This window comes from Pseudomonas sp. E102, from assembly GCF_052660185.1.
Map to the genome: position 1 here is coordinate 4,051,730 of NZ_CP084025.1, position 17,926 is coordinate 4,069,655.

Consider the following 17,926-nt stretch of genomic DNA (forward strand, 5'->3'; position numbering starts at 1 on the left):
CGCGACGTCAAACTCATGACGTCAAACGAAAGGCGGATTATCCGGTAAAAAGAGCCCGCCATACCAGAGGACTCTGTGAACAGGCTCAAAGAGATCGCAATAAATGACCGGCATTTCGGGTAAATGTTGCGTGGACGCGACCAAATGCAAGCCAACAGGTGCCAAGCGGATATAATCCGGCCACTTTGTTCGTGGAGCCTGTTATGCCGAATCTACATCTCGCCGACCTGACCGCCGAAATCGAAGCCAATGTGCGCCGCGCGCTGTTGGAAGACATCGGCAGCGGCGACATCACCGCGCAACTGATCCCCGCCGAACGCCTGGCCAAGGCCACCATCATCACCCGTGAAGCAGCGATCATCAGCGGCACGGCCTGGGTGGATGCGGTGTTCCGGCAGTTGGACCCACGTGTCGCGGTGCATTGGCAAGTACATGACGGCGACCGCGTGAGCCCTGACCAAGCCCTGTTCCACCTCGAAGGCCCGGCCCGCTCACTGCTGACGGGCGAACGCAGCGCGCTGAATTTCCTGCAGTTGCTATCGGGCGTTGCCACCCGGGCTCGCTACCTGGCCGACTTCGTCGCCGATACCCAGGTCAAGCTGCTGGACACTCGCAAAACGTTGCCTGGGCTACGTCTGGCCCAGAAGTACGCCGTGACCTGCGGTGGCTGTCACAACCACCGCATCGGCCTGTACGACGCGTTCCTGATCAAGGAAAACCACATTGCCGCTTGCGGCGGGATTGCCCAGGCCATCAGCGCCGCCCAGCAGATCGCACCGGGTAAACCGGTGGAAGTCGAAGTCGAAAGCCTGGCGGAATTGAAAGAAGCGCTGGCGGCAGGTGCCGACATCATCATGCTCGACGAACTGAGCCTGGACGACATGCGCGAAGCGGTACGTCTGAACGGCGGCAAGGCCAAGCTGGAAGCCAGCGGCGGCATCAACGAGAGCACGTTGCGCCCGATTGCCGAGACCGGAGTGGATTACATCTCTATCGGTGCGATGACCAAGGATGTGAAGGCCGTGGATTTGTCGATGCGCTTGAGCCTCTGACAACAAAAAACGCCAGCCTCAAAAGGCTGGCGTTTTCTTCAGACCACCAGATTGTTCATCTCGCAATATTCATCCCATTCCACACCCAACACCTCGGCAGCCTCCTTGTGCAAGGCAAGGCGCTGCGCCTCGAACTCTTCAGGCGTGCTGGTGTATTTGAGCGTCAACTCCCAAGGCTGCAGCCCCTGGGCTTCGGCCTCGTCTTCGAACGCCCATTGGATCTGGTCTTTCTGATCATCGGCGGGTAGGTCCTTGATCTCATCCCGCAGCTGCGGCGTTTCGTTCAAGTACTTTTCCAGGGCTTCTTGGTGTCTGGCTTCTTGACTCAATTCTTTAACGGTCATGGCGTTCTCGCTGATCTGGGAATGGAAGATGGATCTGGATCATCAAGGATCTCTCTGACGCAGGAAGCCGTTGGAAGCCCGGTTTACCTGGCCTTCAGAACCATTCGGGGGATCATCTGAAAACAAGTGTGACTTTGCCCGAGACAGGAATCGAACCTGCGACCTTCGCGTTACGAGTGCGCTGCTCTACCGACTGAGCTACACGGGCGTGGGGCTAAACCTAGCATTGAGCCAGAGGGCAGGCAACCCGCGGCAAAAATGATTTTTGCGCGCACAGCAAAACGCCCCGAACCAGTCGGGGCGTTTGCTTGTTCAGCGGCTAAGCGAGGGAGTGTTTAAACGCCCGATGCCTTGGCTGCCGCGACGTCCTTGATGGACAGCTTGATACGGCCGCGGTTGTCCACGTCCAGTACCAGCACTTCCACTTCCTGGCCTTCTTTCAGGATGTCGGTCACTTTCTCGACACGAGCATCGCTCAGCATGGAGATGTGAACCAGGCCGTCCTTGCCCGGCAGGATGTTGACGAATGCGCCGAAGTCGACGATGCGCTCAACCTTGCCGACGTAGATCTTGCCGATCTCGGCTTCGGCGGTGATGCCCAGGACGCGCTGGCGTGCTGCTTCTGCCGCTTCCTTGGTTTCGCCGAAGATCTTGATCGAACCGTCGTCTTCGATGTCGATCGAGGCCTTGGTTTCTTCACAGATCGCACGGATGGTCGCGCCGCCTTTACCGATGACATCACGGATTTTGTCGGTGTCGATTTTCATCGCGATCATGGTCGGAGCGTTTTCCGACAGCTCGGTGCGGGACTGACCGATGATCTGGTTCATCTGGCCGAGGATGTTCAGGCGCGCTTCCAGGGCTTGGCCCAGGGCGATTTCCATGATCTCTTCGGTGATGCCTTTGATCTTGATGTCCATCTGCAGTGCGGTGACGCCTTTGGCGGTACCGGCCACTTTGAAGTCCATGTCGCCCAGGTGGTCTTCGTCACCCAGGATGTCGGTCAGGACAGCGAACTTCTCGCCTTCTTTAACCAGACCCATGGCGATGCCGGCAACCGGAGCCTTCATCGGCACACCAGCGTCCATCAGGGCCAGGGAAGCGCCGCAGACCGAAGCCATCGAGCTCGAGCCGTTGGATTCGGTGATTTCCGATACCACGCGGATGGTGTACGGGAACACGTCAGCGGCTGGTAGCATGGCCTGGACCGAACGACGGGCCAGACGGCCGTGGCCGATTTCGCGACGACCGGCGCCACCCATGCGACCACACTCGCCCACCGAGAACGGAGGGAAGTTGTAGTGCAGCATGAACGGGTCTTTCTTTTCGCCTTCCAGGGTGTCCAGCAGTTGCGCGTCACGGGCGGTGCCCAGTGTTGCAACGACCAGTGCCTGGGTCTCGCCACGGGTGAACAGTGCCGAACCGTGGGTCTTCGGCAGAACGCCGACTTCGATGTTCAGCGGACGTACGGTGCGGGTGTCGCGACCATCGATACGCGGCTTGCCGTTGACGATGTTTTCGCGAACGGTGCGGTATTCGATTTCACCGAACGCAGCCTTCACGTCGCTGGCCGATGGCTGGCCTTCTTCGCCGGAGAACTTGGCGACGACCTGGTCACGCAGCTCGCCCAGACGCGCATAACGGTCGGCCTTGATGGTGATGGTGTAGGCCTGGGAAATCGCGTCGCCGAACTCGGCACGGATCGCGCCCAGCAGCTCGGTGGCTTCTGGCTGTGGCGCCCAGGTCCAGGTTGGCTTGGCGGCTTCGGCGGCCAGTTCCTTGATGGCGTTGATCACCACTTGGAACTCGTCGTGGGCGAACAGCACGGCGCCCAGCATCTGGTCTTCAGTCAGCTCTTTGGCTTCGGATTCAACCATCAGCACGGCTTCGGAAGTACCGGCCACGACCATGTCCAGGCTCGATGCCTTCAACTGCTCGTAGGTCGGGTTCAGCAGGTAGCCGGTGCTTTCGTGGAAGGCGACGCGGGCAGCGCCGATCGGGCCATCGAAAGGAATGCCGGAGATGGCCAGGGCAGCCGAGGTACCGATCATCGCAGCGATGTCCGGATCGGTCTTCTTGCTGGTGGACACGACGGTGCAGACGACCTGCACTTCGTTCATGAAGCCTTCTGGGAAAAGCGGACGGATCGGACGGTCGATCAGTCGGGAAGTCAGGGTTTCTTTCTCGGAAGGACGGCCTTCGCGCTTGAAGAAACCGCCAGGGATCTTACCGGCTGCGTAAGTCTTTTCCTGGTAATGGACAGACAGAGGGAAGAAGCCCTTGCCTGGATCGGCTTGCTTGGCGCCGACAACGGTCACCAATACGCTGACGTCGTCGTCAACGGTGACCAGCACTGCGCCGGAGGCCTGACGGGCGATACGGCCGGTCTCGAGGGTAACGGTCGACTGACCGAACTGGAATTTTTTGATTACCGGGTTCACGGTGTCCTACCTTCTTTGTGGCTCTTGGGGGAACTTGTCTTCTTGCGAAATTCTTGGGCAATGACGGGAATCGGCCCGGCAACTGTCCAGGGTAAAACGTGCATCCAGATAAAACTTGAGGCTGGGAGCCTGCCATGCGCCAACGGGAAACCCCTGACGTACGACAGACCACCAACCTCTAGCGCAATCGCTTATTAGCGACGCAGACCCAGGCGAGCGATCAGAGCGCTGTAACGGCTCACGTCCTTGCCTTTCAGGTAGTCCAGCAGTTTACGGCGCTGGTTTACCATGCGGATCAGACCACGACGGGAGTGGTGATCTTTACCGTTGGCCTTGAAGTGACCTTGCAGTTTGTTGATGTTGGCGGTCAGCAGTGCAACTTGCACTTCTGGCGAACCAGTGTCACCAACAGCTTGCTGGTAGTCAGCTACGATTTGAGCTTTTTCTTGAACGTCGAGAGCCATGAGGCAATCCTTTTAGTCAGGAAACTGTTTCAATGAAACAGCTTCAACAGGCCAGGGACAAATCCCTGTATCTATAAATGAGTAGTGACCGTGCCTGTTAACAGCCACACTCGCCAGCCTGTTGTTACGCAGGCTGGTTCCGGTCATTCCGACCGAATCAATCGACGTGGCGCAATGCGCCCGTCTTCGCTCACTTCACCGATACCGATGAAGCGACCATTGTGATCCTGTACCCGAACCATGCCGAACTTCGGCGCATCCGGGGCACGTACCGGCTGGCCGTTGAGCCAGTAGAACGCACTGTGTTCAGAGAACTGCAGCAGCGGCCAGTCGAGCAAACCGCTGTCCGACGGCATCAGGAAGCGGTCGACCGCTTCATTCCCGCCTTCGGCATGCACGGCTTCGAGCTCTTCCAACGTGACCGTCTGGGCTAACGTGAAAGGCCCGGCCTGGGTCCGCCGCAATTCTGCCACGTACGCGCCACAGCCGAGTTGCTCGCCGATATCCTCCACCAGGGTACGGATATAGGTGCCTTTGCTGCAATCCACGGCTAGCCGTGCAGTATTACCGTCAAAGGCCAGCAATTCCAAGCGCGCAATAGTAACAGAACGCGGTTCACGCTCCACTACTTCACCTGCACGGGCCAGTTTGTACAACGGCTGTCCATCGCGCTTGAGGGCAGAGTACATTGGCGGTATCTGACTGATTTGCCCGCGAAACTTCGGCAAGACCGCCTCGATATCCGTCTGACCAACGGTCACCGGGCGTTCCAGCAAAACCTCACCTTCGGCGTCCGCCGTGGTGGTGGTCTTGCCTAACTGCGCCAGGGTTTCATAACCCTTGTCGGAATCGAGCAGGTACTGGGAGAACTTGGTCGCCTCGCCGAAACACAGGGGCAGCACGCCAGTAGCCAGCGGATCGAGACTACCGGTGTGGCCAGCCTTCTCGGCGTTGAGCAACCAGCGAACCTTCTGCAGGGCTGCGTTGGAGGTGAATCCCAACGGTTTGTCGAGCAGGATGATACCGCTGACGTTACGACGGATACGTTTGACCTGAGCCACCGGTTACTCCTTGGTGTCTTCGGGTTCAGCCGCAGCCGGGTGCTGGCTGTCTTCAGCCACGGCGCGCTCGATCAGCGCTGACAGATGCGCGCCTCGCACGACGCTTTCGTCGTAGTGGAAGTGCAACTGCGGAACGCTGCGCAGCTTCATCTCCCGGGCCAACTGCATGCGCAGGAAGCCGGCGGCCGAGTTGAGCACCTTGATGCTCTGGGCGATTTCTTCGGCGCTGTCCTGGCCCATCACGGTGATGAAAATCTTGGCATGACCGACGTCACGGCTGACTTCCACTGCGGTAATGGTGACCAGGCCAACGCGCGGGTCCTTGACTTCGCGACGGATCAGTTGGGCCAGCTCGCGCTGCATCTGATCGCCGATTCGTTGGGTACGGCTGTATTCTTTTGCCATGTCTTGTTACCTGTTACTGCCCCACGGTGAAACCCGCGAGGTCTGAAAGCGGCAAACGCCCGGCCTGGCAAAAGCCAGACCGGGCGTTGCGTTTAGAGTCCGCCTGCACGGCAGCGCATGTTCATGCGGCTGCCCGATGCGGCTCTTGAAGTGCGCGAGTCAGAGGCTGCGAGCAACCTGGACCTTCTCGAAGACTTCGATCTTGTCGCCAACCTTGACGTCGTTGTAGCTCTTGACGCCAATACCGCACTCCATGCCGGCACGCACTTCGGAAGCGTCATCCTTGAAGCGGCGCAGGGATTCCAGCTCGCCTTCGAAGATAACGATGTCTTCACGCAATACACGGATAGGACGGTTACGGTGAACGACACCTTCGATCACCATGCAACCGGCGATCGCACCGAACTTCGGCGAACGGAACACATCGCGAACTTCGGCCACGCCCAGGATGTTCTCCCGCACGTCGCTGCCCAACATACCGGTCAACGCTTTCTTGACGTCTTCGATGATGTCGTAGATCACGTTGTAGTAACGCATGTCCAGGCCTTCCTGCTCGACGATCTTGCGAGCACCGGCATCGGCACGCACGTTGAAGCCAAACAGTACAGCGTTGGAGGCGAGTGCCAGGTTGGCGTCGGATTCGGTGATACCACCGACACCGCCACCGACCACGCGCACTTGCACTTCGTCGTTACCCAGGCCGTTCAGAGCGCCCTGCAAAGCTTCCAGCGAGCCACGGACGTCGGATTTGAGGACGATGTTGAGCGTCTTCTTCTCTTCCTGGCCCATGTTCTCGAAGATGTTCTCCAGCTTGCCGGCGTGAGCACGGGCCAGCTTGACTTCGCGGAACTTGCCTTGACGGAACAGCGCGACTTCACGGGCTTTCTTCTCGTCAGCCACAACGCTCATTTCGTCGCCAGCGTCCGGAGTACCGTCCAGGCCGAGGATCTCGACCGGGATAGCCGGACCGGCTTCCTTGATTGGCTTGCCGTTCTCGTCGAGCATGGCGCGCACGCGGCCATAGTTCGAACCGACCAGCACCATGTCGCCTTGGCGCAGGGTACCGTCCTGGACGAGTACGGTCGCCACCGGGCCGCGGCCCTTGTCGAGGCGCGATTCAACCACCACGCCACGGCCTGGAGCCGAAGGCGTAGCGGTCAATTCCAGAACCTCGGCCTGCAACAGGACGGCTTCGAGCAGTTCGTCGACGCCAGTACCCATCTTCGCGGAAACCGGGACGAATGGAGTGTCGCCACCCCACTCTTCAGAGGTCACGCCGTGAACCGACAGTTCGCTGCGGATGCGATCGAGATCAGCGCCCGGCTTGTCGATCTTGTTCACTGCAACCACCAGCGGCACGCCAGCTGCCTGGGCATGCTGAACAGCTTCGATGGTTTGCGGCATGACGCCGTCGTCCGCCGCGACCACCAGGATAACGATGTCGGTGGCCTTGGCACCACGGGCACGCATCGCGGTAAACGCGGCGTGACCCGGGGTGTCGAGGAACGTCACCATGCCGCGGTCGGTTTCAACGTGGTAGGCGCCGATGTGCTGGGTAATACCGCCAGCCTCGCCCGCCGCAACCTTGGCGCGACGAATGTAGTCGAGCAGCGACGTCTTACCATGGTCAACGTGACCCATGACGGTCACGACCGGCGCACGGGCGACCGCTTCACCTTCGAACTTCAGCGACTCGGCCAGGGAATCTTCCAGGGCGGTGTCGCTGACCAGGGTCACTTTGTGGCCCAGTTCTTCGGCGACCAGCTGGGCAGTTTCCTGATCCAGTACCTGGTTGATGGTGGCCGGGGTACCCAGCTTGAACATGAACTTGATGATTTCAGCAGCCTTGACCGACATCTGCTGGGCCAGGTCGCCCACAGTGATGGTCTCGCCGATCTTCACTTCGCGCACGACAGGGCCGGTAGGGCTCTGGAAACCGTGGGCGTTGCGTTTCTTCAGCTTGGCCTTGCCGCGACCGCCGCGACGGAAGCCATCGCTTTCTTCGTCGGTAGTACGAGGCGCAACGCGTGGAGCCGGCGCCTTTTCCTTGACCGAAGCACGATGAGGAGCATTCTTGCGCTCGCCATCGTTACCGCCACGACGGTTGTCGTCGGCACGTGGCTTGTCGGGACGACGCTGCTCATCGCGCTTGCGAGTGTCGGCCGGAGCCGGCGCTGGTGCCGCGACCGGTGCGGCTTCACGCACAGGCTCGGCTACCGGGGCCGCAGCCTCGACAGCTTCGACTGGAGCGGGTTGCGCAGCAGCAGGCTGGCGACGCGCTTCTTCTTCAGCGCGACGCTTGGCTTCTTCTTCAGCCTTCTGGCGAGCAGCATTTTCCACTGCACGACGTTCTTCCAGTTCGCGTTTGCGCTCGGCTTCGATTTCTTCCGGGCTGCGCTGTACGAAGACTTTCTTCTTGCGTACTTCAACGCTGATGCTTTTGCTACCGGCAACACGCAGGGTGCTGGTGGTTTTACGCTGCAGTGTGATCTTGCGCGGTTCTTCCACTTTCGCCTTGTGACTGCTCTTCAAGTGAGTCAGCAGGGACTGCTTCTCACTGTCGGTCACATGTTCCTCGGCGGCGGTGTGCGGCAGACCTGCCTCACGCATCTGCTGCAACAGGCGCTCTACCGGTGTTTTGACCTCATCGGCCAGTTGTTTCACCGTGACTTGCGTCATGCACTTCTCTCCTCAGGCCGCGCCTAATTACTCGAACCAGTGGGCTCGGGCGGCCATGATCAACTTGCCGGCACGATCATCGTCAATGCCGTCGATGTCGAGCAGGTCGTCAATAGACTGCTCGGCCAGGTCTTCGCGGGTAATTACGCCGCGCACCGCCAGTTCCATCGCCAAATCCTTGTCCATGCCCTCAAGCGAGAGCAGGTCTTCGGCCGGATGGGCGTCTGCCAGCTTTTCCTCAGTAGCGATGGCTTTGGTCAACAAACGATCCTTGGCCCGAGCGCGAAGCTCGTTGACGATTTCCTCGTCAAAGCCGTCGATGTTGAGCATTTCTTCCACCGGTACGTAGGCAATCTCTTCCAGGCTGGTAAAGCCCTCATCCACCAGCACCTGCGCCAGCTCTTCATCGACTTCAAGCTCTTCGATGAAGTTGCGCAGGATGTCGCCGGTTTCAGCTTGCTGCTTAGCCTGGATGTCCGATTCGGTCATCACGTTCAGGGTCCAGCCAGTCAATTGGCTGGCCAGACGCACGTTCTGACCACCGCGACCGATGGCCTGAGCGAGATTGTCTGCGCCAACGGCGATGTCCATGGCGTGGGCATCTTCGTCGACGATAATTGCCGCCACTTCAGCAGGCGACATGGCATTGATCACGAACTGAGCCGGGTTGTCGTCCCAGAGGACGATGTCCACACGCTCGCCGCCCAACTCGCCGGATACGGCCTGGACACGCGAACCACGCATGCCGATGCAGGCACCTTGCGGGTCGATGCGCTTGTCCTTGGAGCGGACCGCGATCTTGGCGCGCGAACCCGGATCACGGGACGCGGCCATGACTTCGATCAGACCTTCAGCAATTTCCGGCACTTCGATGCGGAACAGCTCGATCAGCATTTCCGGCGCGGTACGCGACAGGATCAGCTGCGGGCCCCGGTTCTCGGTGCGGATTTCCTTGAGCAGCGCGCGCAAACGCACGCCGACCCGGAAGGTTTCGCGAGAAATGATGTCTTCACGGGCCAGCAACGCTTCGGCGTTGTTGCCCAAGTCGACGATCACGTTGTCGCGTGTCACTTTTTTCACGGTGCCGGAGATGATTTCTCCCAGGCGCTCGCGATAAGCGTCAACAACTTGTGCGCGCTCGGCTTCGCGAACTTTCTGCACAATGACCTGCTTGGCAGTCTGTGCAGCGATGCGACCGAACTCGATGGATTCGATTTTTTCTTCGACGACATCGCCGACCTTGGCGCCCGGGTGCGTTTCCGCGACCTTGCTCGGCCAGGTTTCGATAGCCGGATCGTCCAGGTCCTCTTCCTCGACTACCGTCCAGCGACGGAAAGTCTCGTAGGCACCGGTGTGGCGATTGATTTCCACACGCAGATCAACTTCGTCTTCGAACCGCTTCTTGGTAGCAGTGGCCAGGGCCAGCTCCAGCGCTTCAAAAATAACGTTAGCCGGTACGCCCTTTTCATTGGATACCGACTCAACAACCAGCAGTACTTCTTTGCTCATCGTACGCCTCGCCTTTCGCAAGCCATTGGATCCGCGGGATCCGCAGTATCTGGCACGTATCAGTCAAAACTGGGAATAATGTTGGCCTTGTCGATCATATCGATCGGCAACAGGAATTCGTGTTCGTCTACTTGAACCACGACGTCCTGCTCTTCTACACCGCGTAGAAGGCCTTGGAAGTTGCGTCGACCTTCGAAAGGCGAGCGCAGCCTGATTTTCACTTGTTCACCGGCAAACAAAGCGAACTGCTCAAGGGTGAACAGAGGGCGCTCCATGCCAGGCGAGGAAACTTCAAGGGTGTATTCGGATGTGATTGGATCTTCAACATCCAGCACACCGCTGATCTGACGGCTGACAATGGCGCAATCGTCCACCAGCACACCGCCTTCTTTATCAATATAAACGCGCAACATTGAGTGGCGACCTTGAGCCGAAAACTCAATACCCCAGCATTCATAGCCTAGGGCCACGACCACCGGGGCCAACAAGGCCTGCAACTCTTCTAGCTTGCTCGACACCTGAACCCCCTCGTGCATGTAGTGCATGCTGTGCAAAATAAAAAATGGGCGAAACGCCCATCCTTGAAACGCCGTTGAACAGCGGCGTTGTAAAGTGTCCAGCTAACAAAAAGCCCCTTGGAAGGGGCCCTGAAACTGGTTGCGGGAGCCGGATTTGAACCGACGACCTTCGGGTTATGAGCCCGACGAGCTACCAGGCTGCTCCATCCCGCGACAAAGCTGGGGCGGAAGTATACGACCGATCCCTTATAGGGTCAATGTAACCCTTCCACCTACAAGAAAGCCCGCAATAGCGGGCTCTCCTGATAATTGGTACCGAGAAGGGGACTCGAACCCCTACACCCTATGGGCACAACCACCTCAAGGTTGCGTGTCTACCAATTCCACCACCTCGGCAATACAGCGTTTGAAACTTTCCTACTTCTGCTCTTGAGCTGGAGGCACGTCAGTCGCCGAGTTGGCCGACTTTTGCTCTTGAAGCACCGGGACATCATCAGAAACCGGTTGTTGCTTTGGCGCTTCCAACACCGCTGGGTTTGGCAAACCTACCTGAGTCAGCTCATGAGCCTTCTCTTTAGCAAAGTAACCTAACCCTAAGCTGGTTATGAAGAAACCGGCGGCGAGTATAGCAGTAAACTTACTAAGAAAGGTAGAGGAACCTTGGCTTCCGAATACAGTATTTGAAGCACCTGCACCAAAAGACGCACCAGCATCCGCACCTTTACCCTGCTGCAGCAATACGAGAGCGACAACACCCAGCGCGCCCAGCAGATGAAAAACGACTACGACTGTTTCCAGCATTTTTTCAGTTTCCCGCGGCGCGACAGATCGCACCGAACTCATCTGCATTCAGGGACGCTCCACCAATGAGCCCCCCATCGATATCCGGCATGCCGAACAGTTCGACCGCATTGGCCGCCTTCACGCTGCCGCCGTATAGAAGCCGCACACCTCGTGCCACTTCAGAATTTTCTGCCGCCAGCTGCGCTCGGATGGCGGCGTGCACATCCTGCGCCTGCTGCGGCGAAGCCGTCAGTCCGGTACCAATGGCCCAGACAGGCTCGTAAGCGATGACCGCCTTGGCAAAGGCTCCGACACCCAGGTCCTCGATAATGCTACCCAGTTGGCGCCCTACCACTTCAAGCGTCTGCCCGGATTCACGCTGTTCCAGGGTCTCCCCTACGCACAGCACCGGAACAAGGCCACAGGCCTGGGCCGCAGCAAACTTGCGGATCAGGGCTTTATCCTGCTCGCCCATGATCATGCGGCGCTCGGAGTGCCCTACCAGAACCAGCGAACAACCTGCATCAACGAGCTGGCTCGGTGCAATCTCACCGGTCAACGCGCCTTGCATGGATTCCACCGCAGAGTTCTGCGCACCGATCGAAATCGACTTGCCTTTCAAGCCATCAACCACTTGGTTGATATACAGGCAAGGCGGGAATACCGCGACATCAACACCGCTTGGCAAGGCCAGACTACGAAGGCCTTTGATCAGCTCAGCGACGCTGGCGCGGGTACCGTGCATCTTCCAGTTACCAGCTACCATAGGGCGACGCATGCTGTACCTCGTCGGTCAAAGTGGGCGCAGATGTTACCCAACCGTTTCATGACTGGCAAGCCGAATTCAGGCAGAAACTTCAGTAACGAGTTTTGCCAACTCTTCGGCATAACCACGGACCTGTGCTTCATCCTCGCCTTCGACCATTACACGCACCAAAGGCTCTGTCCCTGACTTGCGCAACAATACCCTTCCGCGCCCAGCCATCGCCTGGGTCACTCGCTCGCTGGCTTGCTTGACCATCGTGTGTTCGAGTGGATTCACACCGCCACCGAAACGTACGTTGATCAATACCTGCGGACACTTGCGCAACGCCTGGCGCGACTGGGCGAGCCCTTCGTTGCGCGCCTTGAGCGCCATCAGCACCTGCAACGCGGCAATGATCGCATCACCGGTGGTGGTATGGTCGAAGCAAACGATGTGCCCCGAGTTCTCACCACCAATCACCCAACTGCGCTCCAGCAGCTCGGAAATCACGTAGCGGTCGCCCACATTGGCGCGCACGAAGGGGATATCCAGGTCAGCCAGGGCCAGCTCAAGTCCGAGGTTGCTCATCAATGTCCCGACAACCCCACCTTGCAGCTTGCCCCGACCGTGCAAGTCACGAGCAATAATGAACAGCAGCTCATCACCGTCGACAACCGTACCGGTGTGATCGACCATCAGCACTCGGTCGCCATCACCGTCAAAGGCGATACCGAGATCCGCATGCTCAGCCAGTACAGCCGCCTGCAATGCCTCGGTGTGGGTCGAACCGCAGTTATGGTTGATGTTCAGCCCGTTAGGCTGGGCAGAAAGCACCACCACCTCGGCGCCCAGCTCTCGAAAAACGCTCGGTGCAACTTTGTAGGTTGCTCCATGGGCACAATCGACAACGATCTTCAGCCCCGAAAAACTGGTACCGGTTGGAACACTGCCTTTGCAGAATTCGATGTAGCGACCCGATGCGTCGTTGATCCGGGATACCTTGCCGATCTTGCTCGACTCGACGACCGTCATGGGCGCGTCCAGCAACTCTTCAATCATCAGTTCGATTTCGTCCGGCAGCTTGGTGCCCTTGCCGGAGAAGAACTTGATGCCGTTGTCGTCATGAGGGTTATGCGACGCACTGATCACAATGCCAGCCTGCGCCTGGAATGTACGCGTCAGGTAGGCAATGGCAGGTGTGGGCATCGGTCCGAGCAGCATGACATCGGCACCTGCGGAGGTCAGGCCGGCCTCAAGGGCCGATTCGAACATGTAGCCGGATATGCGCGTGTCCTTTCCGACCAGGACCTTGCAGGCCCCCATCTTTCGGAACGCCATGCCGGCAGCCCAGCCAAGCTTGAGCATGAAATCGGGGGTAATGGGGTATTCGCCGACCCGACCACGGATACCGTCGGTGCCAAAGTATTTTTTGCTCATAAGTGCTCCATCATTCTTATTCGGCTGAATCCACCGCGGCGATCATCCGCACGACATCCATTGTTTCGATCACATCATGCACCCGTAATATACGCGCGCCTTTCGTAATGGCCAGGGCCGCCAGGGCGAGACCTCCATAGAGGCGCTCTCCTACCGGACGCCCCAGGGCGTTGCCTATCATGCTCTTTCGCGAAACCCCAACCAACAAGGGTCGCCCAAGGGCATGCAAGGCTTCCATATGTTTGAACAGGCTTAGATTGTGGGCCACTGTCTTCGCAAAACCGAATCCAGGGTCAAGGATAATGCGCTCGGCGGGAATGCCCACGGCAGCGCACTGGTTCATGCGCTCCGCCAGGAACTCGCCCACCTCCTTGGTCACGTCGTCATAATGCGGGTCGTCCTGCATGGTTCCAGGCTCGCCCAGCATATGCATCAGGCAAACCGGCAGGCCCGTAGCGGCGGCCGCATCCAGAGCGCCATCTCGACGCAAGGAGCGAACATCATTGATAAGCCCCGCCCCCAAGCGCGCCGCCTCCCGCATGACTGCCGGCGTGGACGTATCGACTGAGATGACGACATCGAGCTCGCGATGGATGCGCTCGACAATCGGCGCCACTCGCTCCAGCTCTTCCGTAGGCGAAACCGCCCGCGCACCGGGACGAGTGGACTCTCCGCCAACATCGATCAACGTCGCGCCAGCGCAGACCATGGCTTGCGCATGTCGCAACGCAGCGTCGAGCTGACTGAAGCGCCCACCATCGGAAAAGGAATCTGGAGTGACATTGAGGATGCCCATGACATGCACACGGGCCAAATCAAGAACCCGGTTGCCGCAAGGCAACCGGGTCGAGGACTGAACAGAAGTCATTTCAAGCCTTAAACGTCGGCAGCCGGGCCGCCGATGGGTGTTTCCGGGCGCTCGCCCTGCACCGCCGGAGGCGTACCTGAGGCACCCGTGCCACCGGACCAATCCCGAGGCTCACGTGGCGTGCGGCCTGCCATGATGTCGTCGATCTGCTCGGCATCGATGGTTTCATATTTCATCAAGGCATCAGCCATCGCATCCAGCTTGTCGCGATTGTCCGTGAGGATCTGCTTCGCCGTGCCGTAGCAGTGGTCGATGATGCTGCGAACTTCAGTGTCAATCAGCTTGGCAGTCTCACCGGAGAAGCTTGCATGTTGACCACCGCCACCGCGGCCAAGGAACACTTCGCCTTCTTCCTCGGCATACATCAGCGGCCCGAGCTTCTCGGACAAGCCCCACTTGGTCACCATGTTTCGCGCAATCTGGCTGGCACGCATGATGTCGTTTGACGCACCAGTCGTCACGCCATCGAAACCCAACGTCATCTCTTCAGCGATACGACCGCCGTACAGCGAACAGATCTGGCTGATCAAGGCACGCTTGGAGAGACTGTAGCGGTCTTCTTCCGGTAGGAACATCGTCACACCCAGCGCGCGACCGCGCGGGATGATCGAAACCTTGTAAACCGGATCATGCTCAGGCACCACTCGACCGACGATAGCGTGACCCGCCTCGTGGTAAGCCGTGTTCTGCTTTTCCTTTTCCGACATGACCATCGATTTGCGCTCGGCGCCCATCATGATCTTGTCCTTGGCCAATTCGAACTCTTTCATTTCAACGACGCGCTTGCCGGAACGGGCCGCGAACAACGACGCTTCGTTTACCAGGTTCGCCAGATCCGCACCGGAGAAACCCGGCGTACCGCGGGCGATGACCGCTGGAGCGACATCGTCACCCATTGGCACCTTGCGCATGTGGACCTTCAGGATCTGCTCGCGACCGCGGATGTCTGGCAGCCCCACCACGACTTGGCGGTCGAAACGACCTGGACGCAACAGCGCGGGGTCAAGCACGTCAGGACGGTTGGTGGCGGCAATCACGATGATGCCGTCGTTCATTTCAAAACCGTCCATCTCCACCAGCAACTGGTTCAGGGTTTGCTCACGTTCGTCGTGACCACCACCCATACCAGCACCACGGTGACGACCGACCGCGTCGATTTCGTCGATGAAGATGATGCACGGCGCGTGTTTCTTGGCTTGCTCGAACATGTCACGAACACGGCTGGCGCCCACGCCGACGAACATTTCGACAAAGTCGGAGCCGGAAATCGTGAAGAACGGCACTTTCGCTTCGCCGGCAATCGCCTTGGCCAACAGCGTTTTACCTGTACCCGGCGGGCCAACCATCAGCACACCACGTGGGATGCGGCCACCCAGGCGTTGGAACTTGCCCGGATCGCGCAGGAACTCGACCAGCTCACCCACTTCTTCCTTCGCCTCATCGCAACCCGCGACGTCGGCAAGGGTGGTCTTGACCTGATCTTCGGACAACAGCCGAGCCTTGCTCTTGCCGAAGCTCATCGGCCCGCCCTTGCCTCCGGCTCCACCCTGCATCTGGCGCATGAAGAACATGAACACCGCAATGATCACAAGGATAGGGAAGCTGGCGACCAGAAGCTGGGTCCAGATGCTTTGCTGCTCGGGCTGCTTGCCTTCGATCACGACATGATTGTCCACCAGGTCGCCGATCAGGCCGTTGTCCTGGATAGCCGGACGAATGGTCTTGAAAGTGTCGCCATCGGCGCGCTTGCCGGTAATCACATAGCCATCAACGGCTACGCGCTCGACCTTGCCTTCCTTGACCTGCTGGAGGAAGTCGGAATAGTTGAGGGTCTGCGGCTCGTTAGGGCTGGAGAAGTTGTTCATCACGGTCACAAGGACAGCAGCGATGATCAACCACAGGATCAGATTCTTTGCCATATCGTTCAATTAACTACCCTCTGAAGCAAGCTCCGCTACTGGCGCGCGCTTCGCATGATATTCACCGGCCTAACTTACTACATTACCTGCGACTTGGCAGGCGCCGTCTGTAACCCTTTGTGAAACTTTGACTCGCGTAATTTTCGTTACCTGCCATTTTCAAGGCGAGACAAAAAAACTATCGCCCCTGATTAAAGACGCTCATCACTGGCAGCGCCTTCAATCCCGCGGAACCCACGCGCCAGCAGGTACTGCTCGCGAGAACGGTCACGGGACGACAACGGCTTGCGCATCTGCACTTTGTCGAACAGCTTGCGGATACCCTTATGGTACTCATCGAAGCCCTCACCCTGGAAAACCTTGATCAGGAAATCACCACCCGGACGCAGAACCCGCCCAGCCAGATCCAGGGCCAGCTCGCTCAAAAACATCGCACGAGGCATGTCGACAGCCGCTAATCCACTCATATTGGGGGCCATATCGGAAATCACAAGGTCGACTTCGGTATTTCCGACGGCCTCCAGGATTTTCGCCAACACCGCGTCTTCCGTGAAGTCGCCCTGGATGAAGGTGACATCGGGGATACCGTCCATTTCCAGGATATCGGACGCGATCAGCCGCCCCTGGCCGCCAATCAGACGACTGGTTACTTGCGACCAGCCTCCCGGCGCTGCGCCGAGATCGATCACGGTCATGCCAGGACGAATCAGGCGATCTTTTTCCTGGATCTCCAGCAATTTATAGCTGGCGCGCGAACGATAGCCGTCTTTTTGCGCCATTTTGACGTACGGGTCGTTGAAATGTTCTTTGAGCCAGTTCTGGCTAGTCTTGGAACGGGCCACGGGCCACCTCTAAAAAATAAATCGCGTCGTGATTAACTGGGCGGTCCCGGACTCGCTCGGGTAAACTGGCCGCCGCTTTTTACAAGATCAGACGCAGGGGTCAGATTATGCCGCTCACTCAAGAGCAGAAGAAACAATACAAATCCATTGGCCACCATCTGAAACCGGTTTTGACTGTGGCTGACAACGGTTTGACTGAGGGTGTGCTCGCCGAACTGGAACGCGCCTTGGGCGATCACGAGCTGATCAAGATCAAGCTCAACATCCTCGACCGCGAAGCCCGCCTGGCTGCCGTTGCCGAACTGTGTAAAGTCGGAAAGGCAGACCTCGTGCAGGTCATCGGCAAGATGGCGCTGATTTACCGCAAGAACTTCAGCGTCAACAAGCAATTGTCGAACGTTCACCGCTTCAAGTGATACCAAAGGGTCAAGGGTGTGCTTCGCACACCCTGCCGCTCCAGCCGGGAACCGGTTGCAACACTAGCACCAATCCGGAAAAGCCCAGTATCAGGTAACTGAATACCTGCCACTGCGTTGCACTTGGCCAACCGAGACGCACCGCCAGGAACATTCCGCATGCGTACAACGACATGAGCAGCAATTGCCCACGAATGTCGCGCCATAGACTGACAAAACCCTCAGCCTGAACCAACACCAGCGCCTGAAACAGCACGCACGCTGCGGAAAATCCCACCAGCAGCGCCGTCAGCATGCTCGCGATTTCATCGATAAGCAGCGGCGCCAGGCCAATTTTGCCCAGTACCGGCAGCAGACCGATGTGCAGCAACCAGACGCCGCCCACCCACAACATCTGGGCGAGCTGCCAGATCATGGCGCCCGCTCGCAGCGGGCGCCTTCGT

At 58.6% G+C, this 17,926-nt stretch carries 17 protein-coding genes and 3 tRNA genes; 2 read left to right on the top strand and 18 right to left on the bottom strand.

Annotated elements, in window-relative coordinates:
- The first annotated feature begins 203 nt into the window (after nt 1-203).
- Nucleotides 204-1,052 carry a carboxylating nicotinate-nucleotide diphosphorylase gene (gene nadC / locus DOCECA_RS18485; protein ID WP_420765570.1) on the top strand — a complete coding sequence of 283 codons (849 nt, stop codon included), beginning with the start codon at nt 204-206 and terminating at the stop codon, nt 1,050-1,052.
- Nucleotides 1,053-1,090: 38 nt separating this feature from the next.
- Here the strand turns inward: nadC and DOCECA_RS18490 are convergent, their stop codons facing one another.
- From DOCECA_RS18490 to rlmE, 17 genes are all read right to left on the bottom strand, one after another.
- Complete coding sequence (locus tag DOCECA_RS18490) at nt 1,091-1,396, bottom strand: DUF6388 family protein (RefSeq protein WP_420765571.1); 306 nt, start codon at nt 1,394-1,396, stop codon at nt 1,091-1,093.
- 135 nt (nt 1,397-1,531) lie between these two features.
- Nucleotides 1,532-1,604 (bottom strand) — tRNA-Thr (locus DOCECA_RS18495).
- 127 nt (nt 1,605-1,731) lie between these two features.
- Nucleotides 1,732-3,837, bottom strand: a complete 2,106-nt coding sequence (pnp, locus tag DOCECA_RS18500; RefSeq protein WP_445570907.1) for a polyribonucleotide nucleotidyltransferase — start codon at nt 3,835-3,837, stop codon at nt 1,732-1,734.
- A gap of 194 nt (nt 3,838-4,031) precedes the next feature.
- On the bottom strand, nt 4,032-4,301 hold the full coding sequence (gene rpsO, locus DOCECA_RS18505) for a 30S ribosomal protein S15 (RefSeq protein ID WP_011332409.1): 270 nt from the start codon (nt 4,299-4,301) through the stop codon (nt 4,032-4,034).
- A gap of 143 nt (nt 4,302-4,444) precedes the next feature.
- The gene (gene truB, locus DOCECA_RS18510; protein WP_420765573.1) at nt 4,445-5,362 is read right to left on the bottom strand and encodes a tRNA pseudouridine(55) synthase TruB; all 918 of its coding nucleotides are present in this window, start codon (nt 5,360-5,362) and stop codon (nt 4,445-4,447) included.
- Between the two features lie 3 nt (nt 5,363-5,365).
- A complete protein-coding gene (rbfA, locus tag DOCECA_RS18515) occupies nt 5,366-5,767 on the bottom strand; it encodes a 30S ribosome-binding factor RbfA (protein ID WP_181287552.1) in 402 nt (133 codons plus the stop codon).
- A gap of 159 nt (nt 5,768-5,926) precedes the next feature.
- Nucleotides 5,927-8,446 carry a translation initiation factor IF-2 gene (gene infB, locus DOCECA_RS18520; protein ID WP_434560715.1) on the bottom strand — a complete coding sequence of 840 codons (2,520 nt, stop codon included), beginning with the start codon at nt 8,444-8,446 and terminating at the stop codon, nt 5,927-5,929.
- 27 nt (nt 8,447-8,473) lie between these two features.
- A complete protein-coding gene (nusA, locus tag DOCECA_RS18525) occupies nt 8,474-9,955 on the bottom strand; it encodes a transcription termination factor NusA (protein ID WP_420765576.1) in 1,482 nt (493 codons plus the stop codon).
- Between the two features lie 59 nt (nt 9,956-10,014).
- On the bottom strand, nt 10,015-10,473 hold the full coding sequence (gene rimP / locus DOCECA_RS18530) for a ribosome maturation factor RimP (RefSeq protein ID WP_420765577.1): 459 nt from the start codon (nt 10,471-10,473) through the stop codon (nt 10,015-10,017).
- Between the two features lie 136 nt (nt 10,474-10,609).
- Nucleotides 10,610-10,686 (bottom strand) — tRNA-Met (locus DOCECA_RS18535).
- 97 nt (nt 10,687-10,783) lie between these two features.
- Nucleotides 10,784-10,869, bottom strand: a tRNA-Leu gene (locus DOCECA_RS18540).
- 21 nt (nt 10,870-10,890) lie between these two features.
- A complete protein-coding gene (gene secG, locus DOCECA_RS18545) occupies nt 10,891-11,274 on the bottom strand; it encodes a preprotein translocase subunit SecG (protein WP_420765658.1) in 384 nt (127 codons plus the stop codon).
- A gap of 4 nt (nt 11,275-11,278) precedes the next feature.
- Nucleotides 11,279-12,034: a triose-phosphate isomerase gene (gene tpiA, locus DOCECA_RS18550; RefSeq protein ID WP_420765578.1), complete on the bottom strand. Its 756-nt coding sequence runs from the start codon at nt 12,032-12,034 to the stop codon at nt 11,279-11,281.
- 66 nt (nt 12,035-12,100) lie between these two features.
- Nucleotides 12,101-13,438: a phosphoglucosamine mutase gene (gene glmM, locus DOCECA_RS18555; protein ID WP_420765579.1), complete on the bottom strand. Its 1,338-nt coding sequence runs from the start codon at nt 13,436-13,438 to the stop codon at nt 12,101-12,103.
- A 16-nt stretch (nt 13,439-13,454) separates the two neighbouring features.
- Nucleotides 13,455-14,306: a dihydropteroate synthase gene (gene folP / locus DOCECA_RS18560; RefSeq protein ID WP_434607838.1), complete on the bottom strand. Its 852-nt coding sequence runs from the start codon at nt 14,304-14,306 to the stop codon at nt 13,455-13,457.
- An 8-nt stretch (nt 14,307-14,314) separates the two neighbouring features.
- On the bottom strand, nt 14,315-16,225 hold the full coding sequence (ftsH, locus tag DOCECA_RS18565) for an ATP-dependent zinc metalloprotease FtsH (protein ID WP_420765581.1): 1,911 nt from the start codon (nt 16,223-16,225) through the stop codon (nt 14,315-14,317).
- A 191-nt stretch (nt 16,226-16,416) separates the two neighbouring features.
- A complete protein-coding gene (rlmE, locus tag DOCECA_RS18570) occupies nt 16,417-17,067 on the bottom strand; it encodes a 23S rRNA (uridine(2552)-2'-O)-methyltransferase RlmE (RefSeq protein ID WP_039592319.1) in 651 nt (216 codons plus the stop codon).
- A gap of 107 nt (nt 17,068-17,174) precedes the next feature.
- Here rlmE and DOCECA_RS18575 point away from each other — a divergent pair, with 107 nt between their 5' ends.
- Nucleotides 17,175-17,483, top strand: a complete 309-nt coding sequence (locus tag DOCECA_RS18575) for a YhbY family RNA-binding protein (protein ID WP_181287543.1) — start codon at nt 17,175-17,177, stop codon at nt 17,481-17,483.
- A 10-nt stretch (nt 17,484-17,493) separates the two neighbouring features.
- Here the strand turns inward: DOCECA_RS18575 and DOCECA_RS18580 are convergent, their stop codons facing one another.
- Nucleotides 17,494-17,898, bottom strand: coding sequence for an MFS transporter (locus tag DOCECA_RS18580; protein ID WP_420765582.1), 405 nt, complete (start codon nt 17,896-17,898; stop codon nt 17,494-17,496).
- Nucleotides 17,899-17,926: the final 28 nt, after the last annotated feature.